The organism is Kitasatospora acidiphila (genome assembly GCF_006636205.1).
Lineage (GTDB): Bacteria > Actinomycetota > Actinomycetes > Streptomycetales > Streptomycetaceae > Kitasatospora > Kitasatospora acidiphila.
Window position 1 is genome coordinate 4,959,910 of sequence record NZ_VIGB01000003.1, and the last position, 26,207, is coordinate 4,986,116.

General features: G+C 72.3%; 17 protein-coding genes, 1 tRNA gene and 2 pseudogenes. 18 read left to right on the forward strand and 2 right to left on the reverse strand.

Features of this window, described 5'->3' with window-relative positions:
* Positions 1-173 precede the first annotated feature (173 nt).
* The 11 genes from E6W39_RS23465 to E6W39_RS23515 all read left to right on the forward strand — a co-directional run bounded on the left by E6W39_RS23465 (position 174) and on the right by E6W39_RS23515 (position 18,473).
* The gene (locus E6W39_RS23465; protein WP_101380996.1) at positions 174-515 is read left to right on the forward strand and encodes an STAS domain-containing protein; all 342 of its coding nucleotides are present in this window, start codon (positions 174-176) and stop codon (positions 513-515) included.
* A 176-nt stretch (positions 516-691) separates the two neighbouring features.
* Positions 692-1,111, forward strand: coding sequence for an ATP-binding protein (locus tag E6W39_RS23470; RefSeq protein ID WP_141635199.1), 420 nt, complete (start codon positions 692-694; stop codon positions 1,109-1,111).
* A gap of 611 nt (positions 1,112-1,722) precedes the next feature.
* Positions 1,723-4,074 carry a sodium-translocating pyrophosphatase gene (locus tag E6W39_RS23475; protein ID WP_141635200.1) on the forward strand — a complete coding sequence of 784 codons (2,352 nt, stop codon included), beginning with the start codon at positions 1,723-1,725 and terminating at the stop codon, positions 4,072-4,074.
* Between the two features lie 250 nt (positions 4,075-4,324).
* Positions 4,325-5,143, forward strand: coding sequence for a hypothetical protein (locus E6W39_RS23480; protein ID WP_141635201.1), 819 nt, complete (start codon positions 4,325-4,327; stop codon positions 5,141-5,143).
* Positions 5,144-5,263: 120 nt separating this feature from the next.
* The gene (locus E6W39_RS23485) at positions 5,264-6,796 is read left to right on the forward strand and encodes a DUF7059 domain-containing protein (protein WP_141635202.1); all 1,533 of its coding nucleotides are present in this window, start codon (positions 5,264-5,266) and stop codon (positions 6,794-6,796) included.
* Positions 6,797-7,064: 268 nt separating this feature from the next.
* Entirely contained in the window at positions 7,065-7,487 is a 423-nt protein-coding gene (locus E6W39_RS23490) for a hypothetical protein (RefSeq protein ID WP_141635203.1), read from the forward strand.
* A 475-nt stretch (positions 7,488-7,962) separates the two neighbouring features.
* A complete protein-coding gene (gene topA, locus E6W39_RS23495) occupies positions 7,963-10,875 on the forward strand; it encodes a type I DNA topoisomerase (RefSeq protein WP_141635204.1) in 2,913 nt (970 codons plus the stop codon).
* Positions 10,876-10,990: 115 nt separating this feature from the next.
* Positions 10,991-14,164: a dTMP kinase gene (tmk, locus tag E6W39_RS23500; protein ID WP_141635205.1), complete on the forward strand. Its 3,174-nt coding sequence runs from the start codon at positions 10,991-10,993 to the stop codon at positions 14,162-14,164.
* 130 nt (positions 14,165-14,294) lie between these two features.
* Positions 14,295-15,512 (forward strand): DNA polymerase III subunit delta', encoded by a 1,218-nt coding sequence (locus E6W39_RS23505; RefSeq protein WP_141635206.1) that lies wholly within the window; start codon positions 14,295-14,297, stop codon positions 15,510-15,512.
* A 255-nt stretch (positions 15,513-15,767) separates the two neighbouring features.
* Positions 15,768-16,820 (forward strand): hypothetical protein, encoded by a 1,053-nt coding sequence (locus tag E6W39_RS23510; protein ID WP_141635207.1) that lies wholly within the window; start codon positions 15,768-15,770, stop codon positions 16,818-16,820.
* Positions 16,821-16,877: 57 nt separating this feature from the next.
* The gene (locus tag E6W39_RS23515; protein ID WP_228718315.1) at positions 16,878-18,473 is read left to right on the forward strand and encodes an alpha/beta hydrolase; all 1,596 of its coding nucleotides are present in this window, start codon (positions 16,878-16,880) and stop codon (positions 18,471-18,473) included.
* On the opposite strand, the gene E6W39_RS23520 is transcribed toward E6W39_RS23515, so the two are convergent.
* Positions 18,418-19,071: a TetR/AcrR family transcriptional regulator gene (locus E6W39_RS23520; protein ID WP_141635208.1), complete on the reverse strand. Its 654-nt coding sequence runs from the start codon at positions 19,069-19,071 to the stop codon at positions 18,418-18,420. The genes E6W39_RS23515 and E6W39_RS23520 overlap by 56 nt on opposite strands.
* Before the next feature lie 78 nt (positions 19,072-19,149).
* Here E6W39_RS23520 and E6W39_RS23525 point away from each other — a divergent pair, with 78 nt between their 5' ends.
* The 3 genes from E6W39_RS23525 (at position 19,150) to E6W39_RS23535 (ending at position 20,346) form a co-directional block, all read left to right on the forward strand.
* Complete coding sequence (locus E6W39_RS23525; protein WP_228718316.1) at positions 19,150-19,488, forward strand: GNAT family N-acetyltransferase; 339 nt, start codon at positions 19,150-19,152, stop codon at positions 19,486-19,488.
* Positions 19,489-19,657: 169 nt separating this feature from the next.
* On the forward strand, positions 19,658-20,149 hold the full coding sequence (locus E6W39_RS23530; RefSeq protein WP_141635209.1) for an AfsA-related hotdog domain-containing protein: 492 nt from the start codon (positions 19,658-19,660) through the stop codon (positions 20,147-20,149).
* A 123-nt stretch (positions 20,150-20,272) separates the two neighbouring features.
* Positions 20,273-20,346 (forward strand) — tRNA-Thr (locus E6W39_RS23535).
* 130 nt (positions 20,347-20,476) lie between these two features.
* Here E6W39_RS23535 and E6W39_RS23540 read toward each other — a convergent pair.
* A pseudogene (locus E6W39_RS23540) lies at positions 20,477-21,373 on the reverse strand (tyrosine-type recombinase/integrase); the annotation flags it as partial.
* A gap of 32 nt (positions 21,374-21,405) precedes the next feature.
* Here E6W39_RS23540 and E6W39_RS23545 point away from each other — a divergent pair.
* The 4 genes and pseudogenes from E6W39_RS23545 to E6W39_RS23560 form a co-directional block, all read left to right on the forward strand.
* Positions 21,406-21,801 (forward strand): annotated as a pseudogene (locus E6W39_RS23545) (UDP-N-acetylglucosamine 1-carboxyvinyltransferase); the annotation flags it as partial.
* Entirely contained in the window at positions 21,798-22,256 is a 459-nt protein-coding gene (locus E6W39_RS39620) for a serine hydrolase domain-containing protein (RefSeq protein ID WP_181799414.1), read from the forward strand. The pseudogene E6W39_RS23545 and the gene E6W39_RS39620, both read left to right, overlap by 4 nt.
* A gap of 976 nt (positions 22,257-23,232) precedes the next feature.
* On the forward strand, positions 23,233-23,964 hold the full coding sequence (locus E6W39_RS23555) for an RNA polymerase sigma factor (RefSeq protein WP_141635212.1): 732 nt from the start codon (positions 23,233-23,235) through the stop codon (positions 23,962-23,964).
* A gap of 38 nt (positions 23,965-24,002) precedes the next feature.
* Positions 24,003-25,961, forward strand: a complete 1,959-nt coding sequence (locus E6W39_RS23560; RefSeq protein WP_181799415.1) for a M48 family metalloprotease — start codon at positions 24,003-24,005, stop codon at positions 25,959-25,961.
* Positions 25,962-26,207: the final 246 nt, after the last annotated feature.

Genomic DNA, 26,207 nt, shown 5'->3' on the forward strand with positions numbered 1-26,207 from the left:
GCCGGACCGGCAGCATCTGGGCCGGTTGCTCGACCATGCGGTGGAGACCGTTCATACGGTGGAGACCGGCGGTGGAGACCGTCTGGGCGGGATCGGTGGTTTCGGCTGCCGGTGCGTCCGGCTCGCCGTAGAGAACGCAATGTGACCTAGCAAGGCAAGGTGCTGGAGGTTCCGTGGACCTGACCCTGTCGACCGAAACCGTAGGCGACCGCACGGTCGTCCGGGTTGGTGGCGAGATTGATGTGTACACCGCCCCGAAGCTTCGCGAGCAGCTGGTCGAGCTCGTCAATGACGGCAGCTACCACCTGGTCGTCGACATGGAGGGTGTGGACTTCCTGGACTCGACCGGTCTGGGTGTCCTGGTGGGCGGCTTGAAGCGGGTCCGGGCGCACGAGGGTTCGCTGCGCCTGGTCTGCACCCAGGAGCGCATCCTCAAGATCTTCCGGATCACCGGTCTGACCAAGGTGTTCCCGATCCACACCTCGGTCGAGGACGCCGTCCAGGCGACCGACTGATCCGGCGTGGCCCGGACCGCCCGCCGTCGTGCGGGCGGCCCGGGTCCGTTCGCTGCCCTGGACCAGCCCCGGACGGTCGGGCGTGCCAGCGGCTCCGAGTAGGCGGCTGTCGCCGCCGTCCCGGGTCGGTCCGACGCTCGGTACGCCTGAGTGCGGGGAAACCCCGAGAGGGAGAGATGGCAACCGTCGAACTGCGCTTCAGCGCCCTTCCCGAACACGTGCGGACCGCACGACTGGTGGCGGCCGCAGTGGCCAGACGCGCCGGTGTGGACGAGTCGGCTCTTGACGAGGTGCGCCTGGCGGTCGGTGAGGCCTGCTCGCGCGCCGTCGGGCTGCATCAGCAGGGCGGCGTGGGCGGTGCCGTGCGGGTGGCGCTGATCGATCAGGAGAAGCGTTTCGTCATCGAGGTCGGCGATGGTGCCGGCGAGCACAGTGAGCTTGCCGCGTCTGCCGACGGCGGTGCCGCCGAGGGCGGCGATGCGAGCGATGACGCCCTGGGCCTGGCGGTGATCACCGGCCTGGTGGAGGACGTCGAGGTGGGCCGCGACGACGACGGCGGCCTGATCCGCATGAGCTGGCCGATCAACCCGGCCTGAGCCCGGATCAGCCCGAAGCCTGAGCCTTGGATCGCCTGATCTGATCATTGGTCAGTGGCGCGTGGGTCCATCGGGCCTGATGGCGCGCCAGCGATCTGTGGTGCCATTCGACCGATGCTGATACACCCGGCAGGCTCTGATGCACCCGGCGAGCTCTGGCGCGCTCGGTGAGCTCTGGCGAGCCCAGAAATTCCGGCGCTCCTGGTGAATTCTGAGGCGATCGGGCAATTCTGTGATGGCCGGACAATTCCGTGGCAGCCGGGTAATCCCGGGATGGCTGGATAATCCCGGGGTGGTCGGACAACCCCGGGATCCCGGTGGGGTGGCCGAAAACCAGGGCTACCGGCCGTCGCCCATGATTCTTTTTTCTGCGCCGTCCACGGTCTATTTGAATCCCCGGCGGATTCCTACACTCACTCGTGGATACCCGGTCGGGGCGGGGCGGTCCGGCCCGTCCCGGTCGTCCTCGTCCCGGTCGCCTGTGCCACCAGAGCCAGCAGCGCACCGTCCGGACCGGCCGGTGCGCCGGCCGTCGGGGAGGACGCATGGCGGGATTCACACTCGACTCGGCACCGGAATTCGGATCAGGGGCACCGGTGCGCCCACAAATCATGAACATTCTGGCCGACGGTTCCAGTGGTGGTGCGGTGCTCACCGGTGGAAACCGGATTGTGGTCCTGGTGATCGCACTGATCGCCGTCGCCGCGCTCGGCGTGGCCTTTCTGCTGGTTCGTCAGGTGCTCGCAGCCGATGCCGGAACCCCGGCGATGCGGCGGATCGCCGCAGCGGTCCAGGAGGGCGCCAATGCCTACCTCGCCCGCCAGTTCCGCACCCTGGCGGTGTTCGCGACCGGCGCCTTCTTCCTGCTGATGCTGCTGCCCGCCGACAACTGGTCGCAGCGCCTGGGACGTTCGCTGTTCTTCCTGGTCGGCGCGGCGTTCTCGGCCGCCACCGGCTACCTGGGCATGTGGCTGGCCGTCCGGGCCAACGTACGGGTGGCGTCGGTGGCACGCGGAGTGACGGATGGTCAGGAGCGGTCGGCCCAGCGTGGCGCGATGCGGATCGCCTTCCGCACCGGCGGCGTGGTCGGCATGTGCACCGTCGGCCTGGGTCTGCTCGGTGCGACCGTCGTGGTGCTGGTCTACCGGGCGGACGCGCCTCGGGTGTTGGAGGGCTTCGGGTTCGGTGCCGCGCTGCTCGCGATGTTCATGCGGGTCGGCGGCGGCATCTTCACCAAAGCGGCCGACGTCGGCGCCGACCTGGTCGGCAAGGTCGAGCAGGGCATCCCGGAGGACGACCCGCGCAATGCGGCCACCATCGCCGACAACGTCGGTGACAACGTGGGCGACTGCGCGGGCATGGCGGCCGACCTGTTCGAGTCCTATGCGGTGACCCTGGTGGCGGCGCTGGTGCTGGGCCGGGCGGTGTTCGGCGACGCCGGCCTGGTGCTGCCGCTGATCGTCCCGGGGATCGGGGTGCTCACGGCGGTGCTGGGCATCGTCGCGGTCGCCCCGCGCGAGCGGGACCGCGGCGGCATGACCGCGATCAACCGGGGCTTCTTCCTCTCCGCAGCGGTCTCACTGGTGCTGGTGGCGGTGGCGGCGTTCACGGTGCTGCCGTCCGGCTTCGGCAGCCTGCGGCACGTGCCGTCCGCGATCGCCGCCCATCGCGGCGACCCCCGGCTGTTCGCGCTGTTCGCCGTGCTGATCGGGATCGTGCTGGCGGTGCTGATCCAGCAGCTGACCGGCTACTTCACCGAGACCTCCCGGCGCCCGGTGCGCGATGTCGGGCGCAGTTCGCTGACCGGCCCGGCCACCGTGGTGCTGTCCGGGGTCTCGCTGGGCCTGGAGTCGGCGGTGTACTCGGCGGCGCTGATCGGTGCCGCGGTCTACGGCTGCTACCTGCTGGCCGGCGGCTCGATCGTGCTGGCGCTGTTCGCCGTCGCGTTGGCCGGCACCGGACTGCTGACCACGGTCGGTGTGATCGTGGCGATGGACACCTTCGGCCCGGTGTCGGACAACGCCCAGGGCATCGCCGAGATGTCCGGGGAGGTGGCGGGTGCCGGTGCCCGGGTGCTGACCGAGCTGGACGCGGTGGGCAACACCACCAAGGCGATCACCAAGGGCATCGCGATCGCCACCGCCGTGCTCGCGGCCACCGCGCTGTTCGGCTCGTTCACCGACGCGATCGGCGAGGCGGTGACCAGCGCGGGCGGTACCGCCGTGATCGGCAGCCCGGCCGGGCTGAGTCTGGACATCTCGCAGCCCAACAACCTGGTCGGCCTGCTGCTGGGCGCGGCAGTGGTCTTCCTCTTCTCCGGACTGGCCGTCAGCGCGGTGTCCCGCTCGGCGGGTTCGGTGGTCTTCGAGGTCCGCCGGCAGTTCCGCGACCACCCCGGGATCATGGACGGCAGCGAGACCCCCGAGTACGGCAAGGTCGTCGACATCTGCACTCGGGACGCGTTGCGCGAGCTGGCCACCCCGGGCCTGCTCGCGGTGCTGGCACCGATCGCGGTGGGCTTCGGCCTCGGCGTCGGCGCGCTCGGCAGCTACCTCGCCGGGGCGATCGGTGCGGGCACGCTGATGGCGGTCTTCCTGGCCAACTCCGGCGGCGCCTGGGACAACGCAAAGAAGCTGGTGGAGGACGGCGCGCACGGCGGCAAGGGCAGCGAGGCGCACGCGGCCACGGTGATCGGCGACACGGTCGGCGATCCGTTCAAGGACACCGCCGGACCGGCGATCAACCCGCTGCTCAAGGTGATGAACCTGGTCTCGCTCCTGATCGCACCGGCGATCGTGAGGTTCAGCTACGGCGCCCACGCCAGCGCGGGGCTGCGCGGTGCGATCGCTGCGGTGGCGGTGCTGCTGGTGGTGGGCGCGGTGTACGCGTCCAAGCGGCGCACCGTGGATGTGGCGGGGCAGGCCCCGGCCGGCAGCGCGGTCACCGCCGAGGCGGGCGGCTGAGCCCAGCGGTCACCCGAAGCTGAGCCCACCGGTCAGCCGATGGCTTAGCCCACCGGTCCCCGAAGACGGTCGGCCCCCGGCGCGGTCCTCGCGCTGGGGGCCGACCCGTATCCGAACCCTGCTCAAGTCCCTGCTCAGCCCCCGGCCCCAGACCCGTTCGGCGGGAACCGATCCGGCGGGCGGACTCGTCGGGCAGGGGTGTCGGGTAGGTTCACTCGGGACCGATGGCGACTGATGGAGGGCTCTCCAGGTGGACGGGCGACTACTGGTGGACGGCGAGCGGAACGGAGCGCGGCGCTTCCGGCCGGGCGGTGCGGGCCGAGTGCTCGCCCTGCCGCTGCTCGGGGTGCTGCTCGCCACCGGTGCGGCGGCCTGCACCGACAGCAGCAGCGACAACAGCAAGGCGCTCGATGGTTGGGCCCAGCAGGTCTGCGACGGGCTGCGCGACCCGGTCGCACAGTCCCGTGCGGCCCTGGACGACACCGCCCAGGTCAAGCAGAACGAGTCCGCGGCCGACCTGCAGAAGCGGCTGTCCGGCGACCTCGGCCAGCTCAGCACCAGCAACCAGCAGATCGCCGATGCGATGAGCAAGGCGGGAGCCCCGAAGATCGCCAACGGCGCCGGGGTGCAGCAGGACGCGGTCAACGAGCTGCACCAGGCCTCCCAGGGCTTCAAGGACGTGCAGCAGAAGCTCACCGCGCTGCCCACCAACGACCAGGGGAAGTTCGCGGACGGCCTGAAGAGCATCGGCGACCAGGCGCAGCAGCTGGCCAAGCTGTCGAACACCGCGATGACCACGGTGCAGACCGGCGATCTGGGCAAGGCGTTCGCCCGCCAGCCCGGCTGCCGGGCCGCGGCGGACGCTTCGGGCAGCCCGGCGCCGAACGCGGCTCCGTCCGGCAGCGGCTCGCCGGCCGCCTCGACCGGTGCCTCCCCGGGCGCCCCGTCCAGTGGCAGCCCGGCAGCGGGCGGCTCCGCGTCCGGTTCCCCGAGTGGCAGCCCGAGCGCGGGTGGCTCCCCGAGCGGGAACGGCAGCGGCTCCCCGAGCGGGTCCGCCTCGCCGAGCTGACGCGAACCGTCGCCGAGCTCGAACCGCCGAGCTGACGCGAACCACCGAGCTGGGGCCAACCGCAGACCGTGTCGCGCCCTGACAGGCGGCAGCGGCCCCGGCAGGCGGGAGAATGGGCGGGTGACCACGCTTCCCACCCCCGATCCCGCCCGCCTCGCCCGCCTGCGTGAGGCGCTGCTGACCGCCTCCTACACCGCTGACGGCTGCCTCGATCTGCTCGGCCCGACCGGCTACGCAGCGCTGGCCCGCAACGAGGCGGTGCCGGCGCTGCGCGCGACCAGGGGCGGCACGCCGCTCGAGACGCTGATCCGGCTGTTCCTGCTGCAGCAGCCGGCCTCGTACGCGGCGGCCGCGGCGGCCCTGCCGGTCGATGACTGCCTGATCGACGGCTGGCTGACGGCCGACGGCGATCTGGTCCGGGCCACGGTGGACGTGCGCCCGTACGCCAACGAGGTGGCCGGCCTGGACAGCGCCGACGCCTGGGTGGTGTCCGACCTCGGCTGCGCGGTCGGCGGCGCGGGCGGGATCGGTGGCGGCGGCAGCGCAGCGGGCGTGCCGCGCCGCGAACTGGTGCTCGGGGTCGGCGGGGCCTCCACCACGCTGGCCAACCTGGCGGTCCGCCGCCCGGTCCGGTCGGTGCTCGACCTGGGCACCGGTTCCGGCGTCCAGGCGCTGCACGCGGCCCGGCACGCCCAGCGGGTGACCGGGACCGACCTCAACCCGCGGGCCCTGGCCTTCGCCCAGCTCACCCTGGCGCTCTCCGGTTTCGACCACGTCGAGACCGCCGAGGGCAGCCTGTTCGAGCCGGTCGGAGATCAGAAGTTCGACCTGATCGTCTCCAACCCGCCGTTCGTGATCTCCCCCGACAGCCGGTTCGTCTACCGGGACGGCGGCATGGCCGGGGACGACCTCTGCCGCAGCCTGGTGCGGTCCGCCGCCGCGCACCTGGAGCCCGGCGGCTACTGCCAGCTGCTGGCCAACTGGCAGCACGTCAAGGGCGAGGACTGGCACGACCGGCTGGCCGGCTGGGTGGCCGGCACCGGTCTGGACGCCTGGGTGGTCCAGCGCGAGGTGCAGGACGTGGCACAGTACGCGGAACTCTGGCTCCGCGACGGCGGTGACCACCTGGCCGGCCGGGAGGCCTACGAGGCCCGCTACAACGAGTGGCTGGACGCCTTCGAGGCGGCGGGCGTGGAGGGCATCGGCTTCGGCTGGATCACGCTGCGCAACTCCGGCGCCGAGCAGCCGGCCGTGCGCATCGAGGAGTGGCCGCACCCGGTCGAGCAGCCGCTCGGCCCGCACATCGAGCGGTGGTTCGCCCGGCAGGACTTCCTGCGCGAGCACGACGACGCGGCGCTGCTCGCCGCCCGCTACCTGCTGGCCGACGAGGTGGTCCAGGAGCAGGTGGGCGCGCCGGGCGCGGAGGATCCGGAGCACGTGGTGCTGCGGCAGGGCCGGGGAATGCGCCGGGCCACCAAGGTCGACACGGTGGGCGCCGGGTTCGCCGGGGTCTGCGACGGCTCGCTGGCGGCCGGGGACATCGTGGACGCGATTGCCCGACTGCTGGACGAGGACGGGTCCGGGCTGCGCGACCGGGTGCCCGAGTCGCTGCGGCTGCTGGTCGAGCAGGGCTTCATCGAGCCCGCCGTGTGAGGCAGCCCGCCGTGTGAGGCAGCGCGCTGGCTGAGGCAGCGCGTCGGCTAGAGCAGCCTGCCACCGGACGCTGCTCCCCGACCCGGGGAGCAGCGTTCACCCAGTCGTGACCTCTCGTTTCCCTGACGGACCCGGCGGCTCCGCCTCCGGTTGTCCCCGCCTTGCCAGGCTGCCCGGAGATTCCAGGCTGCCCGGTGATCCTCCCGGGGAGCAGGTGAGGGGGAGACGGGTGGCTGAGGAGCCGGCGACGGTCGCAGGGGGCGTATTGGTGCTCTTCGGAGGCGCACTGTTGTTCTGGTGCGCGGCGGAGTTGCGCCTGCGCCACCGGTTGCGCCGAAACGGCGTCCCGGTGACCGCCCTGGTGGTGCCGGACACCGCCCAGGGCCAGGTGGCGGACCCGGCCCCGCTGCTCTCCTACGCCACGCTGCCCGCCCTGGTGGCTCCCGGTGAGCCGGCCGAGGCCGCCGTGGTGCTGTCCCGCCCGCGCGGCACCACCACGCTGAGCCGGCCGGTCGGACTGCTGCCGGGCAGCTCGGTGCGGGTCTGCTACGACCCGCGCCGCCCGGCCCGCGTGGTGCTGACCGGCCTGGGTACCGCGGCCTCGCTGCCGATGGACGTCTTCTGGACGGTGCTCGGCACCAGCTCCCTGGCGGGCGGGCTGAGCCTGCTGGCCACCGCGCTGCGGCGCTGATCCGCCCGCGCCGATCTCCCGACGCGCATCCTCCGCCGACTCGGACAGCTACCGACTCGGACGGACAGTCATCCTCCCCCGACTTGGACAGCTACCGACTCGGACAGACGCGCATCCTCCGCCGACTCGGACGGACAGTCATCCTCCGCCGGCTCGGACAGTGCGGCCGAACTCGGCCATCGCGGTCGGCCGCCGTGTCCTGAATCGACCGGTTCCCGCCCCCACGACCGGCTTCCTGACCCGGTCAGAGGGATAACCGCGCGGCGGAAACGTCCATCATCGGGTTACCGTTCGAGTGGCGTCGGTCGGCCTTGCCGGTGAAAAAGCGGGATCCGTCCGTTTGACAAGGGTGACCAGGGTACGGTCACACTCCGCTGGTGGGGTCGTCGCACGGCGGTGGCCCAGGCGGTGGTGTGCCGGGCGTCGGCCATCCGTCGGCCAGCACACAGGAAGCGACCGGAAGAGAAGAGCGAAGGTGTCCCCGAGCAGCGAGACCGCGCAGGGCGGGAAGCGACTCGTCATTGTCGAGTCGCCCGCCAAGGCGAAGACGATCAAGGGCTACCTCGGCCCCGGCTACATCGTCGAGGCGAGCGTCGGGCACATCCGCGACCTGCCGAAGACGGCAGCCGAAGTGCCGGACAAGTACACCGGCGAGCTGCGCCGGCTCGGGGTGGACGTCGAGCACGACTTCACCCCCATCTACGTGGTCAGCGCCGAGAAGAAGGCCCAGGTCACCAAGCTCAAGCAGCTGCTCGCGGAGTCCGACGAGCTCTTCCTCGCCACCGATGAGGACCGCGAGGGCGAGGCGATCGCCTGGCACCTGCAGGAGGTGCTCAAGCCCAAGGTGCCGGTCAAGCGGATGGTCTTCCACGAGATCACCAAGGCCGCCATCCAGGAGGCGGTGGCCAACCCGCGGCAGCTCAACCAGCGTCTGGTCGACGCCCAGGAGACCCGCCGGATCCTCGACCGGCTGTACGGCTACGAGGTTTCCCCGGTGCTCTGGAAGAAGGTCATGCCGAGCCTGTCGGCGGGCCGGGTGCAGTCCGTGGCGACCCGCCTGGTGGTCGAGCGGGAGCGCGAGCGGATCGCCTTCACCTCGGCCTCCTACTGGGACCTGGTCGCCGTCTTCGGCACCGGCCGCACCCCGGCCGACTCCGCCAACCCGGAGACCTTCGGCGCCCGGCTGTCCAGCGTCGACGGCAAGCGGATCGCCAGCGGCCGCGACTTCGGCCAGGACGGTCAGCTGAGGACCGCCAACACCCTCCACCTGGACGAGACGGCCGCCCGCGCGCTGGCCGCCGCCCTGGAGCGCACCGCGTTCGGCGTGCGCAGCGTCGAGTCCAAGCCGTACCGCCGCTCGCCCTACGCGCCGTTCCGCACCACCACGCTGCAGCAGGAGGCCAGCCGCAAGCTGGGCTTCGGCGCCAAGCGGACCATGCAGGTGGCCCAGAAGCTGTACGAGAACGGCTTCATCACCTATATGCGTACCGACTCCACCACGCTCTCCGAGACCGCGGTGACCGCGGCCCGCGCCCAGGTGACCCAGCTGTACGGCGCCGACTACCTGCCGGACGCCCCCCGGGTCTACGCCAGCAAGGTCAAGAACGCCCAGGAGGCGCACGAGGCGATCCGCCCGTCCGGCGACCGCTTCCGCACCCCGGCCGAGACCGGTCTGAGCGGCGACGACTTCAAGCTGTACGAGCTGATCTGGATGCGTACCGTCGCCTCCCAGATGAAGGACGCGGTCGGTCAGTCCGTCACCGTGCGGGTCGGTGGCACGGCTGCCGACGGGCGGGACGTCGAGTTCTCCGCCTCTGGCAAGATCATCACCTTCCACGGCTTCCTCAAGGCCTACGTCGAGGGTGCCGACGACCCCAACGCCGAGCTGGACGACCGCGAGCGCCGGCTGCCGCAGGTGTCCCAGGGCGACCCGCTGGCCGCCGAGCAGCTCACCCCGGAGGGCCACGCGACCAAGCCGCCGGCCCGATACACCGAGGCCTCGCTGGTCAAGGAGCTGGAGGACCGGGAGATCGGCCGGCCCTCGACCTACGCGTCGATCATCGACACCATCATCAACCGCCGCTACGTCTTCAAGAAGGGCACGGCCCTGGTGCCGTCCTTCCTCTCGTTCGCGGTGGTGAACCTGCTGGAGAAGCACTTCGGCCGACTGGTCGACTACGACTTCACCGCGAAGATGGAGGACGACCTCGACCGGATCGCGGCCGGCCAGGCCGAGTCGGTGCCGTGGCTGAAGCGCTTCTACTTCGGCGAGGGTGAGGGCGCCGGCGGTGCCGCCGAGGCCGGCAACGGCGACGGCGACCACCTGGGCGGCCTCAAGGAGCTGGTCACCGACCTGGGCGCGATCGACGCCCGGGAGATCAGCTCGTTCAAGCTGAGCGACGAGATCACCCTGCGGGTCGGCCGCTACGGCCCGTACGTCGAGAAGGCCTCGGCCGAGGCCGACCAGCCCGGCCAGCGCGCCGACATCCCGGACGAGCTGCCGCCGGACGAGCTGACCGTGGAGCTGGCCGAGGAGCTGCTGGCCAAGCCGAGCGGCGACTACGAACTCGGCCACGACCCGGAGACCGGCCACATGCTGGTCGCCAAGGACGGCCGCTACGGTCCGTATGTCACCGAGGTGCTGCCCGAGGGCACCCCGAAGACCGGCAAGAACGCGGTCAAGCCGCGCACCGCCTCGCTCTTCAAGACGATGTCGCTGGACACCGTCACCCTGGAGGACGCGCTGCGGCTGCTGGCGCTGCCCCGGGTGGTCGGCACCGACCCCGAGGGCGTGGAGATCACCGCGCAGAACGGCCGCTACGGGCCGTACCTGAAGAAGGGGACCGACTCGCGCTCGCTGACCAGCGAGGAGCAGCTCTTCACGGTCACCCTGGAGGAGGCGCTGGCGATCTACGCCCAGCCCAAGCAGCGCGGCCGGGCCGCCGCCGCCCCGCCGCTGCGCGAGCTGGGCACCGACCCGGTCAGCGAGCGCCCGGTGGTGGTCAAGGACGGCCGGTTCGGCCCGTACGTGACCGATGGCGAGACCAATGCGACGCTCCGCAAGGACGACGACGTGGCCACCATCACCCCCGAGCGCGGCTATGAGCTGCTGGCCGAGAAGCGGGCCCGCGGGCCGGTGAAGAAGGCGGCCAAGAAGACGGTGAAGAAGGCGGCCGCCAAGAAGACCGCCGCGACCAAGACCGCCGCGACCAAGACCGCCGCGACCAAGACCGCCGCCAAGAAGACGGCGGCAAAGAAGACCACGGCGGCCAAGAAGACCACGACGGCGAAGAAGGCCACGGCGGCCAAGACCACCGCGGCGAAGAAGACGGCGACCAAGAAGGCGGCGGCCGAGAAGACCGCCGCCGAGCCTGGTCAGGAGGCCTGAACCGCGCCGGGGGCGGTGAGCTCGCTCACCGCCCCCGCGTCACAACCCGGTCATAGCCTGGCTTCACAGGGCCGTGCGCCCGTTGGCGCTCCGCCCTGCCCGCTACGCTGACCGTATGACGAGCGAGGAGCAGCCCACCCCCACTGTGCCCGTTCTCCCCGAAGTGGCGCCGGCCGGTACGCCCGGCGAGCGGGCGCGTGCCCTGCTGCGGCTGCGCCCGTACCGGCGACTGTGGGTGACCCAGCTGATCGGCGGTACCGCCGACCGGCTCGGGTTCCTGGTGCTGCTCGCACTGACCGTCACCGCTGCCGTCGAGGCCGGGCTGTTCGGCGGCGGCTACCGGGGCGCGGCCTTCGCGCTGGCCCTGGTCTTCGCCGTGCGGCTGCTGGCCGCCGGGCTGGTCGGGGTGGCGCTGCTCGGCCCGCTGCACCGGCTGCTCACCGGCCCGCTGGACCGCCGCTGGACGCTGATCGCCGCCGACGGGCTGCGCGCCGCACTGATCGGGGTCGCGCCCTGGTGGCCGGTCTGGACCCACCAGGCGGTGCCGGTCTACGCGCTGCTGGCCACGATCTTCGTGACCGGCGCGGCCGAGCGGGTCTGGTCGGCCGCCAAGGGCGCCACCACGCCCACCCTGCTGCCGGTCGGCGATCCCTACGCGCCGCAGGCCGAGCAGCGTTCGTCGGCGGCCAACCTGGACACCGTCCGCACCATCGACATGCGCACCGGCTGGGCCACCTTGCCGCTGGCGGCGGTCGGCCTGGTCGCCTTCACCCTGCTGAACAACCTGCTGGCCGCGCTCGGCGTGGACTGGCTGCGGGCCCACCAGGTCACCTCGGCCGCGCTCGGCGCGACGCTGCTGTTCGCCGGCTCGGCCGTCCTGCTCTACCTGCAGGACCTGCCCGGCGCCCCGGCCGGGCACCGGCCCGCTTCGCCGCTGCAGGGCCTGCGGGCGCCGACCGACGCCACCCCGGGCCCGGCGCTCGGCAAGGGCCGCACCGGCTCCGCCCCGTACTTCACCTTCGCCATCGCCGCGGCCTATGCGGCGATGGCCGGCACCGCGGCACTGGCCCTGTTCACCGCCGCCGAGCACGGCGCCGGGCCGATCGGCTACGGCCTGCTGGTGCTGGCCACCACCGGGCTGCCCTGGCTGGGCCTGCGGCTGACCCGGGTCACGCTGCCCGCGCTCTCCCGCCGCCGGCTGCTCGCGGTCGGCCTGCTGACCATCGGCGCCGCGCTGATCCTGGCCGGGCTGGTCTTCGACTACGTGCTGATCCTGCTGCTCACCTCGGCGGCCGCGGTGGCGGCCGGCCTGGTGGTCGGGGTCGGCCGCGGGCTGCTCGCCCAGGAGGTGGAGGAGGTCCGGCTGCCGCGGGTGACCGCGCACCTCTACGCGGTGCTGCGGATGGTCGTGGGCGCCGCGCTGGTCGGCATGCCGCTGCTGGCCGCCGCCTACGGCGAGATCGACTACGGCACCCGGGCCCCCGGCAGCTTCACCTTCGTGCACGGCGGCGCCGGCATCGCGGTGGCCACGGCCGGAGTCCTCACCCTGGCGCTGGCCGGTCTGGTGCTGCTGAAGACCGACGACCAGCGCGGCACCGTGCCGTTCGGCAAGGAACTGCTTGAGGCGCTCGGCGGTGACCGCGACGTGCCGGAGCACCGGGCCACCGGCAGCGGCTTCTTCATCGCGCTGGAGGGCGGCGACGGCGCCGGCAAGTCCACCCAGGCGCAGGCGCTGGCCGAGTGGATCCGCAGCAAGGGCCACGAGGTGGTGCTGACCCGCGAGCCCGGCGGCAGCCCGGTCGGGCAGCGGCTGCGCGGCCTGGTGCTGGACGTCGGCAACACCGGCCTGTCGCACCGGGCCGAGGCGCTGATCTACGCGGCCGACCGCGCCGAGCACGTGGAGAACGTGATCCGGCCGGCGCTGGCCCGCGGCGCAGTGGTGATCACCGACCGCTACATGGACTCCTCGATCGCCTACCAGGGCGCCGGCCGCGACCTGGCCGCCACCGAGGTGGCCCGGATCTCCCGCTGGGCCACCGGCGGCCTGGTGCCGGACCTGACCGTGGTGCTGGACGTCGACCCGACGCAGGCCCGCGAGCGCTTCACCGAGGCGCTGGACCGGCTGGAGAACGAGCCGATCGAGTTCCACGCCCGGGTCCGGGCCGGATTCCTGGCGCTGGCCGCCGCCGACCCGGTGCGCTACCTGGTGGTCGACGCCAGTAAGGCACCGGCGCTGGTCACCACCGCGATCCGGCACCGGCTCGACCGCGAGCTGCCGCTCTCCGAGCAGGAGAAGGAGGCGCGGCGCGAGCAGGACCGGCTGGCCCGCGAGGAGGCCGAGCGGCGCGCCGCCGAGGAGGCCCGCAAGAAGGCCGAGGCCGAGGAGGCCGAGCGCAAGCGCCAGGAGCTGCTGGAGAAGCTGCGCGCCGAGCAGGCCGAGAAGGAGCGGCTGGCCCGCGAGGAGGCGGCCCGCAAGCAGGCCGAGGAGGAGCGCAAGCGCGCCGAGGAGGCCCGGGTGGCCGCCGAGGCGGCGGCTGCCGAGCAGGCGGCCCAGGAGGCCGAGCGGCGGGCCGCCGAGGAGGCGCGCCTGGCGGCCGAGGCCGCCGAGCAGGCCCGCAAGGAGGCCGAGGCGCAGGCGCAGGCCGAGCTGCAGCGTCAGCGCGACGTGCAGCGCGAGGAGCAGCGCCGGCGTGCCGAGGAGGCTCTGCAGCGGGCCGAGGCGGCTCGGCAGGCGGAGGAGGCCGCCGCGGCGGCGCGGGCCGCGAACGACGCCGAGGCGGTGACCGAGGAGATTCCGATCCCGGGTGCCGATGACCTCACCGAGGAGATCTCGGAGGAGCAGCGGCAGGCGGCCGTGGCCGCCGCCGAGAAGCTGGCGGAGCAGCGCGGCGGGAAGACCGGGCGGCGCGGCGGTAAGGGCGGCAAGACGGACGGCGGCGGGAAGGACGCGGAGGCGGCAGTGGAGCGCACCGCGGTGCTCCCCGCGGTGCCGGGCGAGGCCGCCGAGGAGCGCACGGCGGTGCTGCCGGCCGTCGGCCCCGGCAAGCTGCCGCCGGTGCGGCCGGTGGAGGAGCGGGTGCCGCCGGGCCTGTGGCGGCCCGAGCCCCCGGCCGAGGCGGCCGAGCCGAAGCGTCCGCGCCGCCCGTCCTGGGCCGAGGAGACCCCGATGGACGACCTGCCGACGCTGACCGACTCGCTGCTCGGCTCCCGCGAGGAGTGGGCCCGCTGGGAGCAGGCCGACCCGGACGAGGACGACCGCGGCGGCAACGACCGCAAGCGGCGCAAGTAGCGAGGGTTCCGCGGCCCGCCCCGGTCTGTCCGGGGCGGGCCGTATGCTCGCTGGCGGAAGGCTCGAGCGGGTTGGCTCGGGCGCGAAGACCCGGCCGGTCGCGGTGCGGGCGCGGAGTGTGGGAGCAGCGGTGACCGTCTGGGACGACCTGGTGGGCCAGGAACGGGTGGTCGAACAGCTGACCGCGGCCGCCTCGGCGGCCCGGGCGACGGTGCTCGCCGGCCGTTCCGGCGCCCTGGCCCCGGGCACCAACGCCTCGCTGATGACGCATGCCTGGCTCTTCACCGGCCCGCCCGGCGCCGGCCAGGCCACCGCGGCGCGGGCCTTCGCCGCCGCGCTCCAGTGCACCAGCCCCGACCTCGACCTGGGCGGCACGCCCGGCTGCGGGTTCTGCGAGGGCTGCCACACGGTCATGGCCGGGAGCCACGCCGATGTGAAGATCGTCCGCAGCGACGGTCTGTCGATCGGCGTCGGCGACATGCGCGAACTGGTGCTGCGGGCCTCCTCCTACCCGACCGGCGGCCGCTGGTCGGTGATCCTGATCGACGCGGCCCACCGGCTCACCGAGGCCGCGGCGAACGCGCTGCTCAAGGGCGTCGAGGAGCCCTCGCCGCGGACCGTCTGGCTGCTCTGCGCGCCGTCGGTGCAGGACACCCTGCCGACCATCCGCTCGCGCTGCCGCCACCTGGTGCTGCGCACCCCCGCGCCGGAGGCGGTGGCCGACCTGCTGGTGCGGCGGGACGGCGTGGCACCGCAGCTGGCCGAGCAGGCGGCCCGGGCCGGCCAGGGCGACGTGGAGCGTTCGCGCCGACTGGCGTTGGACGAGCAGGCCCGCAGCCGGCGTCTGGAGGTGCTGCGGATCCCGCTGGAGGTCGCCGACATCGGCGGCTGCCTGGCGGCCGCCCAGCGCCTGGTGGACACCGCGAAGGCGGATGCCGAGGCGCTGGCCGAGACCCGGGACGCCAAGGAGACCGAGGACCTCAAGGCGGCCTACGGCGCGGCCGAGGGCCTGGGCGGCAAGGCCCCGCGCGGCATGGCGGGCGCGGTCAAGGAGCTGGAGAAGCGGCAGAAGAGCCGGGCCACGCGGACCCGCCGGGAGACCCTGGGCACCGCCCTGCTCGACCTGCTCGGCTTCTACCGGGACGTGCTGGCGCTGCAGTTCGGCTCGACCGGCGCGCTGGCCAACCAGGACCAGCGGGCCGCGCTGGACCGGATCGCCGCGGCCGGCCCGCCGGAGGCCACGCTGCGCCGGATCGAGGCGGTGCTGGCCTGCCGGACGGCGCTGGACCGCAACGTCGATCCGCTGCTGGCGGTCGAGGCGATGACGATGGCGCTGCGCGCGGGCTGACGGGGTGCTGCGCGCGGACCGGCGTGGTGCTGCGCGTGCGACGGGGGCGCTGCACGCGTAGCGGGGCGCGCTTCGTGCGGTGCGCGCGGGCTGGTGGTCCGCCTCCGTCCGCTGCTCGGGTGACGGTCGCTCGTTCGAGTGAACACCGTGGTCGGCGCTGCCCGGTGCGCCGCTTCCCGGGCGGCTTCTTGCACGCTGTGGAGCGAGCGCGCCGGGACCGGTCCGGCACCGAGTCCTCGCGAGGGAGTGCCCCCGATGTCCCGTCCAGTGCTGCTGGCGTCGGCCGCCGTGGTGCTGGTGGCGGGCTGCTGGTTGGCACGGGAGGCACTCGGGCGGTGGCGCGAGGAGCGCACGGCGTTCGCGTACGAGCTGGTGGCCGAGCTGCGGCCGGTGGTGCTGCGCCTCGGCGGCGCGCTGCTCTGCGGCCTGGGGGCGATGTCGCTGGCAGTGGCCGCGCTGCTGACCGGTGATCAGGCTGCGGGCGGCACCCACCGGCCCTCCGCCGAGTCGCCGGCCGTGCTGCCCACCCCCGGGAAGCCGCCGCCGTCCCCTAGTCCAGCTGCCGCGCCCCGCTTCACCGGCATCGGCCGCCCCGCCGAGGGGGAGCTGCTGGAGGCGGCGGTGCCCGGCGCGGACGGCAGCCCGCGCGCCGTACGGGTCTGGCTGCCCCCGCACTACGCCGACGAGCCGTCGGCCCGCTACCCCGTCCTGGTGCTGCCCGGCGCCGCCCCCGGCCGGACCGCGGACGCCGAGCTGCCGGACGTCTTCGACGGCCTGGCCTCGGCGATCAAGCTGGGCCGGGCCCGCCCGTTCGTGGCCGTCGCCCCCGCCGCGCCGATCGGCGGCACCGCTCAGCCCTGCGACCCGATGGCTGACGAGGACCGGATCCGGACCGCCGTGGCCGGCGCGTTCCGCACCCTGCCGCCCGGACCGCAGGGCTGGGCCGCCTTGGGCGTGGCGGCCGGTGCGCCGTGCGCGGTGGCCGCCGAGCTGACCCGCCCCGAGCTGTACGGCGCGGCGGCGGGTGTCTCCGGCCGCTACGACGCGGCGGCCCTGTCCCAGGCGGCCGGCGACCCGTCGGGCCCGGCGCCCCGGGTGCTGCTCGCTGCGGCGAAGGACGACGCCGACGGCTTGGCCGCCGCGCACCGCCTGACCGACGCGCTGCGCACCGGGCGCGGCCGGGCACCGCGCACCCAGGTGCGGATCTCCGACGCGGTGCTGGACTACACCCCCGAGCGGGAGCGGCTGCGGCTGGTCCGGCTGGCCGCCCAGTACCTGAGCGACACGCTCGCCCACCCCGCGCCCTGACCCAGCCCCGTTCCGCCTGCCCCCGATCCCGATCCCGACCCGCCGAGGAGACACCGCATGCCGCAGCCGTTGATGCCGCAGTCCTTGACACCGCTGCCGTTGAGGACGCTGCCGTTGAGGACGGTCGCCGCGCTGTTCGCCACCGGACTGCTGCTGGCCGGCTGTGCCGGTAGCCACCCCACCGGTGCGCACCCCGCCGCCGGCCCCGCCGCGCCGGCCCCGCTGCAACCGCTGCCCGCCGCGGTGCCGGCCGAGCTGACGCCCTACTACACCCAGCGGCTCAGCTGGCAGCCGTGCGACAACGGATTCCAGTGCGCCACCGTCAAGGTGCCGCTGGACTACGCGCACCCGACGGCCGGCGACCTGACCCTGGGTGCGGTGCGCCGCCCGGCGGACGGTGCGGGCGGCGCGCCGCGGACCGGTTCGCTGCTGCTCAACCCGGGCGGGCCGGGCGGTTCCGCGGTGGAGTACGCGGAGGCGGTGGCGAGCAGCTACCCGCCGGAGGTCCGCGCCGGCTACGACCTGGTCGGCCTGGACCCGCGCGGCGTCGGCCGCAGCTCCCCGGTCAGCTGCCTGAGCGGTGACCGGATGGACGCCTTCACCGCCGTCACCCCCGCCCCGCACGACCAGCACGAGATCGATCAACTGATCGCCGCCGACCGGGAGTTCGCGGACGGCTGCGCACAGCATTCGGGCGCCCTGCTGGGCCACGTCAGCACCGTGGAGTCGGCCCGCGACATGGACGTGCTGCGCGCCGTGCTCGGCGACGACAAGCTGAACTACGTCGGCAAGTCCTACGGCACCCTGCTGGGCGCCACCTACGCCGGGCTGTTCCCGTCCCGGGTCGGCCGGATGGTGCTGGACGGCGCGATGGACCCGGCGCTGGACGCGGTGACCGGCAACCGCGCCCAGGCGGGCGGCTTCGAGACCGCCTGGTCCTCGTTCGCCAAGGACTGCGGCAGCCGGACCGACTGCCCGCTCGGCACCGACGAGCAGCAGGCCGGACGCCAACTGGACGCGCTGCTGGGCTCGTTGGACGCGCACCCGCTGCCCGGCGCGGGGGCCCGCAAGCTGACCGAGGCGCTGGGGGTCACCGGGGTGCTGGCGGCGATGTACGCGCCACCCGCGTGGCCGCAGCTGCGCAGCGCGCTGGCCGCGGCGCGCGCCGGCGACGGCAGTTCGCTGCTGCGCCTCTCCGACGCGTACTACGAGCGTGCGGCGGACGGCAGTTACCGGAACCTGATGTTCGCCAACGCGGCGGTCGACTGCCTGGACCTGCCGCCGGCCTTCAACTCCCCTGCGGAGGTGGCGAAGGCGCTGCCGCAGTTCCAGCAGGCCTCGCCGCACTTCGGCACCGACCTGGCCTGGATGGGGCTGAGTTGCGCCTACTGGCCGGTCAAGGCGACCGGGGCGCCGCACACCATCCGCGCCGCCGGGGCCGCGCCGATCGTGGTGGTCGGCACCACCCGGGACCCGGCCACCCCCTACGCCTGGGCCCGGTCACTGGCCGGCCAGTTGGAGTCGGGCCGGCTGGTCACCTACGACGGTGACGGCCACACCGCCTACGGGCGGCACGACGACTGCGTGGACTCGGCGGTCAACCGCTACTTGGTCGAGGGGCAGCCGCCGGCGGACGGGCTGCGCTGCTCCTGAACTCCTCATCGGTCGCCACTGCCGCCAACCAGTCGTCCAGCAGCCGGATCTGACGCTCCGGCGGGAACTCGGTCGGCGCGAACAGCGCCTGTACCACCAGGCCGAGCACGAACGCCTGGGCGGCGGCGGCCAGATCGGCTGCCGGGATGTCGGCCGGCAGCTCGCCGCGCCGCTGGGCGATCTCCACCTGCTCGGTGAGCCTGACCCGGGAGCGCCGGTACCGTTCGGCGTGCTCGGCGGCCAGCTCCGGATCGGCCAGCGCGACGTCCCAGGAGCCGACCCAGATCCGGTTCCCGGCGGTGGTGTCGGCGTCCAGCGGCAGGACGTCGAGCAGCAGGGTGCGCAGCGCGGCCAGGCCGTCGGCGGGCGCGACCCGGCGGGGGCGCCGGGCCGACTGCTCGGCCAGCACCTCCAGGGCGGTGCGCAGCAGGGCCTGCTTGTTCGGGAAGTAGTGGGTGAGCAGCCCGGTGGAGGCGCCCATCTCGGCCGCGACCGCGCGCAGCGTCAGTGCCCCGAAGCCGCGATCGGCGAGCACCCGCCAGACGGCGGCCGAAACGTCGCGGCGGCGGGCGTCATGATCTCCACGAGCGGGCGGCATGGCGCTAGGGTACCTGCCAAACGTTTGTTGTGTACTGCTGCCGCTGCCCCCTCCAATCCCTCCAGAGGAGAAGCCGCCGTGTTCGCCATAACCCTGCCCGTCTCCCTCACGGCTTCCCGTACTGCCGTGCTGCGTCCGCTGGAACCGCACCACGCCGTCGAGTACCTGGCGCACATCGACCGGGCCCGGAACAGCGTCGACCGCTTCGTGCCCTGGGCCTCCCGCACCGTCGACCTCGACTCCACCCGGTCCCTGCTCCAGCAGTTGGCGATCGCCCAGCGGGTCGGGATGACCCTGGAGGGCGTGCAGCGCTCCTCCTTCCCGCACGGCGGGATGCGTCACGACATGGAGGTCTGGGCCGTGCTCGCCGAGGAATGGCGGGCCGCCGTCCCTGGGCGTTTCCAGGGGGTTTCTTAAGAGGTACTCCGATGGCCACAAGGCGCATCGCCTGACCGGCCGCTCCGGGGTGACACTGAACGGGCCAAGCACTCGGGCGGGTACGCACGCGGCGGCACGGCAGCGGCGGCTCGGCACCACCGGCCGCCGCCCGGCCGCCCGGCATCCGCCGACCGGGAGGAGCCCGACCGTGACCACCGCCATGACCACCGCTCCGCTCCGCACCGCCCCCGCCCCAGCCCCCGTCCCGATGGTCGAGGTCACCGGGACCGCACTGCTCCTCGACCAGCCGGCCGCACCGCTGGCCTACGGCGCCGTCACGGTGAGCGGGCTGCGCGAGACCGGCGACGCGGAGTACACCGCCCAGGCCCGCCTCCTCGGCTTCTCCACCGACGTCGGCCACGAGCCCGCGCTGATGCTGGAGGCCGCACGGCAGGCCGTCGCGGCGGGCGCCCGGACCTTCTACTCGGCGCCCCTCGGCAGCGAGACCGCCCTGACCTTCCTCCAGGTCCACTCCATGGGCCCGGGCCCGGTCGCGATCGCGGACTCCCTGCTCCTGAAGATCACGGTGACCGACCGCCGGGCCCACCACGGCACCATCACCGCCCTGGACCACACCGTCGAGCTCTTCGCCCACGACGCCCTGGTCGGCCGAGTCGACGTAGCCCTGCGCATCCGCTGACCGCCCCCTCCGACGCCCGGGGTGACGCTGACCCGCCGTCACCCCATACCCCCAGCCCACCCCATTACGGACCACCCCTCGAACCTGTGTAAACTAGCCCGCGTTGCCCGTAGTGGCAGCGGTGCCGCCTTAGCTCAGTTGGCCAGAGCAACGCACTCGTAATGCGTAGGTCGCGGGTTCGAATCCCGCAGGCGGCTCAGAGAAGGCCCAGGTCAGATACCCGCTGACCTGGGCCTTTTGCTGTTCCCCGGCGTGCGGGCAGGCGTCAGTGGCGCGCTACGAGATCGCTTGCGTGAGCGATGCGTGAGCGCGGGTGTTGATCTCGGGTTAGCCCTTGGCCTTATTGGCCTTGGACTTCGCCTTCTTCTTGGCCTTCCGCTTCGCCTTCTCGGCTTCGGCCGCAGCCTTCGCGGCGGCCTTGGCGTGAGCCTCGGCTTCGGTCTTCCGCTGGAGGGGGACGAGCTTCGCGGCGGCCTCGGCGGCGTCCTTGGCAAGCTCGGGCAGGACGCTGGTGTAGGTGTCCGACGTGATCTTGATGGAGGAGTGGCCGAGCATCTCGGACACCACCTTCATGTCGACCCCGCCGGCGAGCGCGAGGGTGGCCGCGCCGTGGCGAAGGTCGTGAAGCCGGATCGGTGGCAGGCCGGATGCGGCCACGAGGCGCTCGAACATGTCGGTGACCTTGCCCGGGTGGAGCCAGGAGCCGTCCTCGTTGGTGAAGACCCGGCCGGTCTCCTTCCAGGCCGGCCCCCAGTCGGCCCGCTCCTTCTGCTGCCGCTCGCGGTGACGCCGCAGGACTGCCACCGTGTCGTCGTCCAGCGCCACGGTCCGGAAACTCCCGTCGGTCTTGGGATCGGACTCCTCGACCTCCCAGCCGTCCTGCACGAGTTGGGCCGTGACGGTCAGCGAGCTGCGGTCAAGGTTGGTCTCGGACCACGGCTGTCCGCACGCCTCGCCCCGGCGAAGACCCCGGAAGGTGATCACGTGCCACATCGCATACAGGCGGTCGTCGGCCACGGAATCGAGGAACGCGCCGGTCTGCTGCGGCGTCCAGACCATCACGGGGGAGGGCTTTACGTCGGTCTCCTGCCACTGGGCGACCCGTTCGGGCGTCCAGACCAGACCCTTCGGCTTGGTCGCCGGGTCGAGCTCGACGCGGGCGGCCGGGTTGAAGGTGATCAAGCCCTCGGGGATGGCGGCGTTCAGGGCGGTCCGCTGGACGGCGGAACGGCCGTCAGCGCTCCTGGAAGCGTGCGGCCGGTGCAGATATGGCCACCGGCCCGCGCCCCGGCTTCCCCACCGACGTGCAGCCCCAGCTGACCGCCTTCCTCACCCAGGCCGAAGGCAGATCCCGCATCGACGAGCGGATCTACACCCAGCGCGGCACCCACCTGCCCTCCCTGGTCGCGTTCGGCGCCGCCGTCAACGCGAGCGGTTCGGTGATCACCGTCCGGGGCCGGTCCGCACTCAGGGCCGCCGACGTGGCCGGGGAGGACATCCGGGCGGTGACCGCTCTGGTGATCGCCGCCCTGGCCGCTGAGGGCACCTCTACGATCCGAGGGATGTACCACCTGCGGCGCGGATACGGCAGCCTTCTACCGAAGTTGGCTGCACTTGCTGCCTACTTGACGATCGATCAGGAGAATTCGTGACCCTCACCATGCCGTGGAAGTCGAACGCGCTCGCTGACCTGTGCGAGTGTCTGGATCTGATGACCGCTGACGGTACCGTGCCCGGCGGCGTCATCGCCCACGGCACGTTCAACAGCGACCCTGGCTACCTGGCCTCCGGCGTCGTCGCCCCCGAGTGCGGCGACGGCCGCCCCGGCCCGAACACGGTGTACGACGTGGCGTCGCTGACGAAGGTGTTGGCCACCTGGCCGATGGTCGGCGCCTCCCTCATGGATGGCTTCACCCTGGACATCCCGGTCCGCGAACTGCTGTCCGGCATCTCGGCCGAGGCACCCGGCGGTCAGGTGACGGTCCGCTTTGTTCATCGCCTTCGGCGAAGCACCACTCCGGGCAGGTTTCTGGCCCATCGGCATTCCTCCCAGGCAAACCGCAGCCAAGGAAGACGCGCCAGCCCGTTCGGCCCAGGTGCGCCGTGAACCGGATCAGCCGCGCGAAGGCGAGCTGCAGCAATCCCTCGATCCGCTCCGGTATGCCAGAGCCTTCCGTCCCCGCACCGCGCCCCTGGAGCATCAGAAGTACTGCAGCAAAGTACAGCAACCACCCCGTCCGACAACGGACGCCAATACACCTCGCACCACCTCTGACGTGCGCAGATGGCCTCAGCGACCGCCCAGCCCATAATTCGGGACGAATAGGCCATGGGTTCAAATCCCGCTACCCTGACCTAGTGCAGTGGCCCTGCCGGAGAAATCCGGCAGGGCCACTGGCGTATCTGCCGACACGAAGGCGCGGCGATCTCCCCGCTCCTCCCCCGGCCATCGGCAACGCTTGCTGGGGACACGTCAGCAAGTCCATGTCCCCTCCAATCCCACGATGTGATGCAGAACACGGGCAGATTGCGATGGCCGGTCAGCTGCCGCTGCGGGCCTGCCGACAGCTCGAACCTCGCGCCAGGCCAGGCCAACCCTCCTCCCTCTCCAAGCTCGCCCTCGGTGACCATGCCATCAGCCAGCCTTGCAACTAGTCCTGATATACCGTCAAGAAGGCGGCGGGGCAGGGCTGTTAACCTCTGCGGGCCACCGGGCCGGATGCTACTGGCGGGAGGCCGGAGAAAAGCCGGCCCCGGCGGTAGAGAGATCCGGCCGACACGGCTGTTTATAGGTGTCGGGTCGGCGGTGGCGCATCGCCGAGGACAGCGAGCCGAAGAGGTGCTCTGTTGATGTGGGTTCCAGTGCTGCTGGCTTTGATCGGAGGCGGCGTAAGGGTGGTGTGCCTGGTGGTTGCTGGCCGGATCGGGCTGGCTCGCGAGCGCGTTCGCGGCCACGTGGCTGTCGCGGTGCTGCGGGCCGCGAGGTCGGCTGTGACGGTGGTTGACCAAGGCCCGGACGGCCGCGTGCTGACCGTCCGGACGCGGCCCGAGTCGGTCATCGGTGGCACCCGGGGAGAAGCACGATGACGAGCGACAGCAGCCGCAGTAGCGGGCGGGACTTCGGGTTCGACACCGAGTCCTTCGACGACTTCTTCGCCCGGACCTACGAGGACACCCTCAAGCGGGCGGTCATGCTGTGCGGGCACCGGGAGGACGCCGAGGAGGCCGTGATCGAGGCGTACGGTCGGGCCGCCGCGCGCTGGGAAGAGCGGCTGCGCGGCTACGAATCTCCCGAAGGCTGGGTCTTCAGGGTGGTCAAACAAGAGATCTGGAAGAAGGCCACTACCGTCCGCAAGCAGCTCGCCGCCCTGCTGCTGCTTCCCGCGGCACGGCAGGCCACCACCGAACAGACCGTTGAGGCCCGCGCGGCGCTCGACGCCCTGAAGGCGCTACCGGAGCGGCAGCGGATCGTCATGGTGCTGAACTGCCTCTACGCCGTTCCGCAGTCGGACATCGCCGACCAGCTGGGCATCACGCCCAGTGCCGTCGCGAACCACGTCCTCAAGGCCCGCCGCGCGCTGCGGGCGGCGTGGGGATTCGGGCCGGACGAGGAAGTGAGCGGGCTGGTGGCGAGCCCGAGCGGTGGGCTGAAGCAGCGGGGGTCGCTGTTCCAGGACGTCGATCCACTGGTCGAGCGGTTGGCGGAGGCCGAGGCATGGCTCCAGGCCCGGTTCGAGTCGGACCCGGGCGTGCTGGATCAGGCTCGGGCGCGCATCGCGGCGGTGTCGGCCCGGGTGGGCGGGGGTCGGGCATGACATCCACCCGGAGTGGCATACTGCGTGCGCTGTTCGCCGTGAGCACGCTCGTGGGCATGTATCTGCTGGCGTTGATGGTGGTGCTGGTGGGTCTGCTTGCCATGTTCGGCCCCTTGACGCTGCACCACGGCCCCGCGAGCGATGTCCAGGTGTCCACGCGCAATATCAGGCTGATGTTGCCGATCGTTCTGGCGGTATTCTTCGGCGTCTTCGTCAGCCGACCCACGGGCACCGTCACGGACTCGGTGCTGGTCTCCCCTGCTGAGGCACCGGCCCTGTGGGACCAGGTGATTCGGCTGGCGGCCGAGGTCGGTACCCGGCCGCCGACGGAACTGCGGCTGGTGACGATTGCCAATGCCATGGTGAGCGAGGAAGCACCGATGCTGGGCCTGCTGGGCGGGCGACGTCGCCTGTACCTTGGCGTTCCACTGCTCATGGGCCTGACCACCGATGAGCTGTCCGCCATCCTGTGCCACGAGCTGGGTCACTACGCCGGCCGCCACATACGGCTGATCACAGTGACTTACCGGTGCGCCCTCGCCTTGGAACGGACGTGCGAACGGATGCGGGTCACCGCGACCCGCTCCGGCCTGGCGGCTCTGCCCATGATCACGCTGTACTGGGTGCTCTCCCGCTACACCACTGGCTATAAGTGGGTCACGCTGGCCGTCCGACGTCGGCAGGAGAACGAGGCTGATGCGAAGGCGGCCCTGATCGTCGGCGCGGACGTGACCGCCAATGCCCTGCGTAGGGCTCACGCCCTGGAAATCGCCTGGGAGGGCTTCCTGGCCACATACGTCGAACCAGTTCGGCAGCAGGGGTTCCTCCCCGCTGACCTCTTCGAGGAATTCGGGCAGATGCTCCACGATCCTCGGTACCAGCAGATGTTGACGGAGCTGAGCGACTCCCGGATACCCTCCGCGGCATCACCCCGAGAAACCCACCCGCCACTGGCCGAGCGGCTGCGCCGGCTCGATCTGCTGGACCGACCACACCCGGCATCCGGAACGCGCGATTCGGCTGCGGCGATCGCGCTCGTCGGCGACGCGAAGCCGCTGCTTTCAACCGTTCAAGAGCAGATGTACGCCACAGCACGGGCCGAGGCCGTCCTGCTGCCGTCCCCGCGCTGGACCGAAACCACTGCGGAGATCCTCGCGCAAACCCCTGCCAGGGAGCTCCTCCAGGTGGCAGGACGGCTCTCCCGGACCTCCGCACCCTCCCTGGGTACCGTCCTGGACCTGTTGGAAGGGGGTTGTGGTCAGCGACTTGGTCGGCGCCGCACGGATTCCATCGAGGAGGTCCACGACCTGTTCGGCTCCGCACTGCTCGCATTGGTCGGCCAGGCGCTAGTAGCCAGTGGCCAGGCCCGCTGGAAGCTCTTTTGGACCGGTCCCGTCCAGTTGGTCGCCGACGAGTCCATGCTGCTCGAGCTTCGGCAACTGGTCGAGTCCGCAGTGCGCCACCCCTACGAAGTGGACCGCCTGCGCCTGTGGCTCGTGCTGGCGGGGGCCGATCTCTCGATGACGCCAGAGGCCCAGCCGTCCGGTACGCCCCGACCTACGGATCGGCGAGAGGGTGCCCCGGCGGGCAGGAAGGCGTTCGGATACTCGTTGCCCTTCAAGCTGTGGACCCGGGAGGACCGGCTGACGGTCCTGATCGGCGGCGCGGTCCTTCTGGTCATCATGGTCACTGGCCTGGCCCGGGTGATTGCCAATGTGGACTGGGGTACTCCCACGGTGCCCGCTGGATGGCCGAACAACGCGGTCCAGCCGGTGCCGCCCTTCCAGCGGCCGGGTGGGGGCATCTCGCCGCCACCCGCCGCAGCAAGGCCGCTGCCATCGTGGCCACCGTTGCTCGTCGTCACCGTGCACCAAGGGGACACTCTGAGTGCGCTGGCTCAGCGCTATGGGACCACAGTAGAGGGGTTGCAGTTTCTGAACGGCCTCGGCAATTCCACCTTGATCAAAGCCGGGGACATGTTGATCATCCGACTCTGAGCCGACGAGTGGGAGGAAGCCGAAGCGCGAGCGCGGTAGTGGAACCGAGTTCTCGCGTCTCGGGGTATGGCGATCACGCTCGAGGCTGCTCGCGACCAGCTGCCCTGGAGTGGAGCTGCGTGAGCGATGCGTGAGCGGACGGCGTAGTACGTGCCGGTTCGGGTGGGATCGTGGATCACGGTGCAGCGTTCTGACCTGAGGATTCATCACCAGGTGGTTGATGCCAGCATCAGCCAACATGATCAC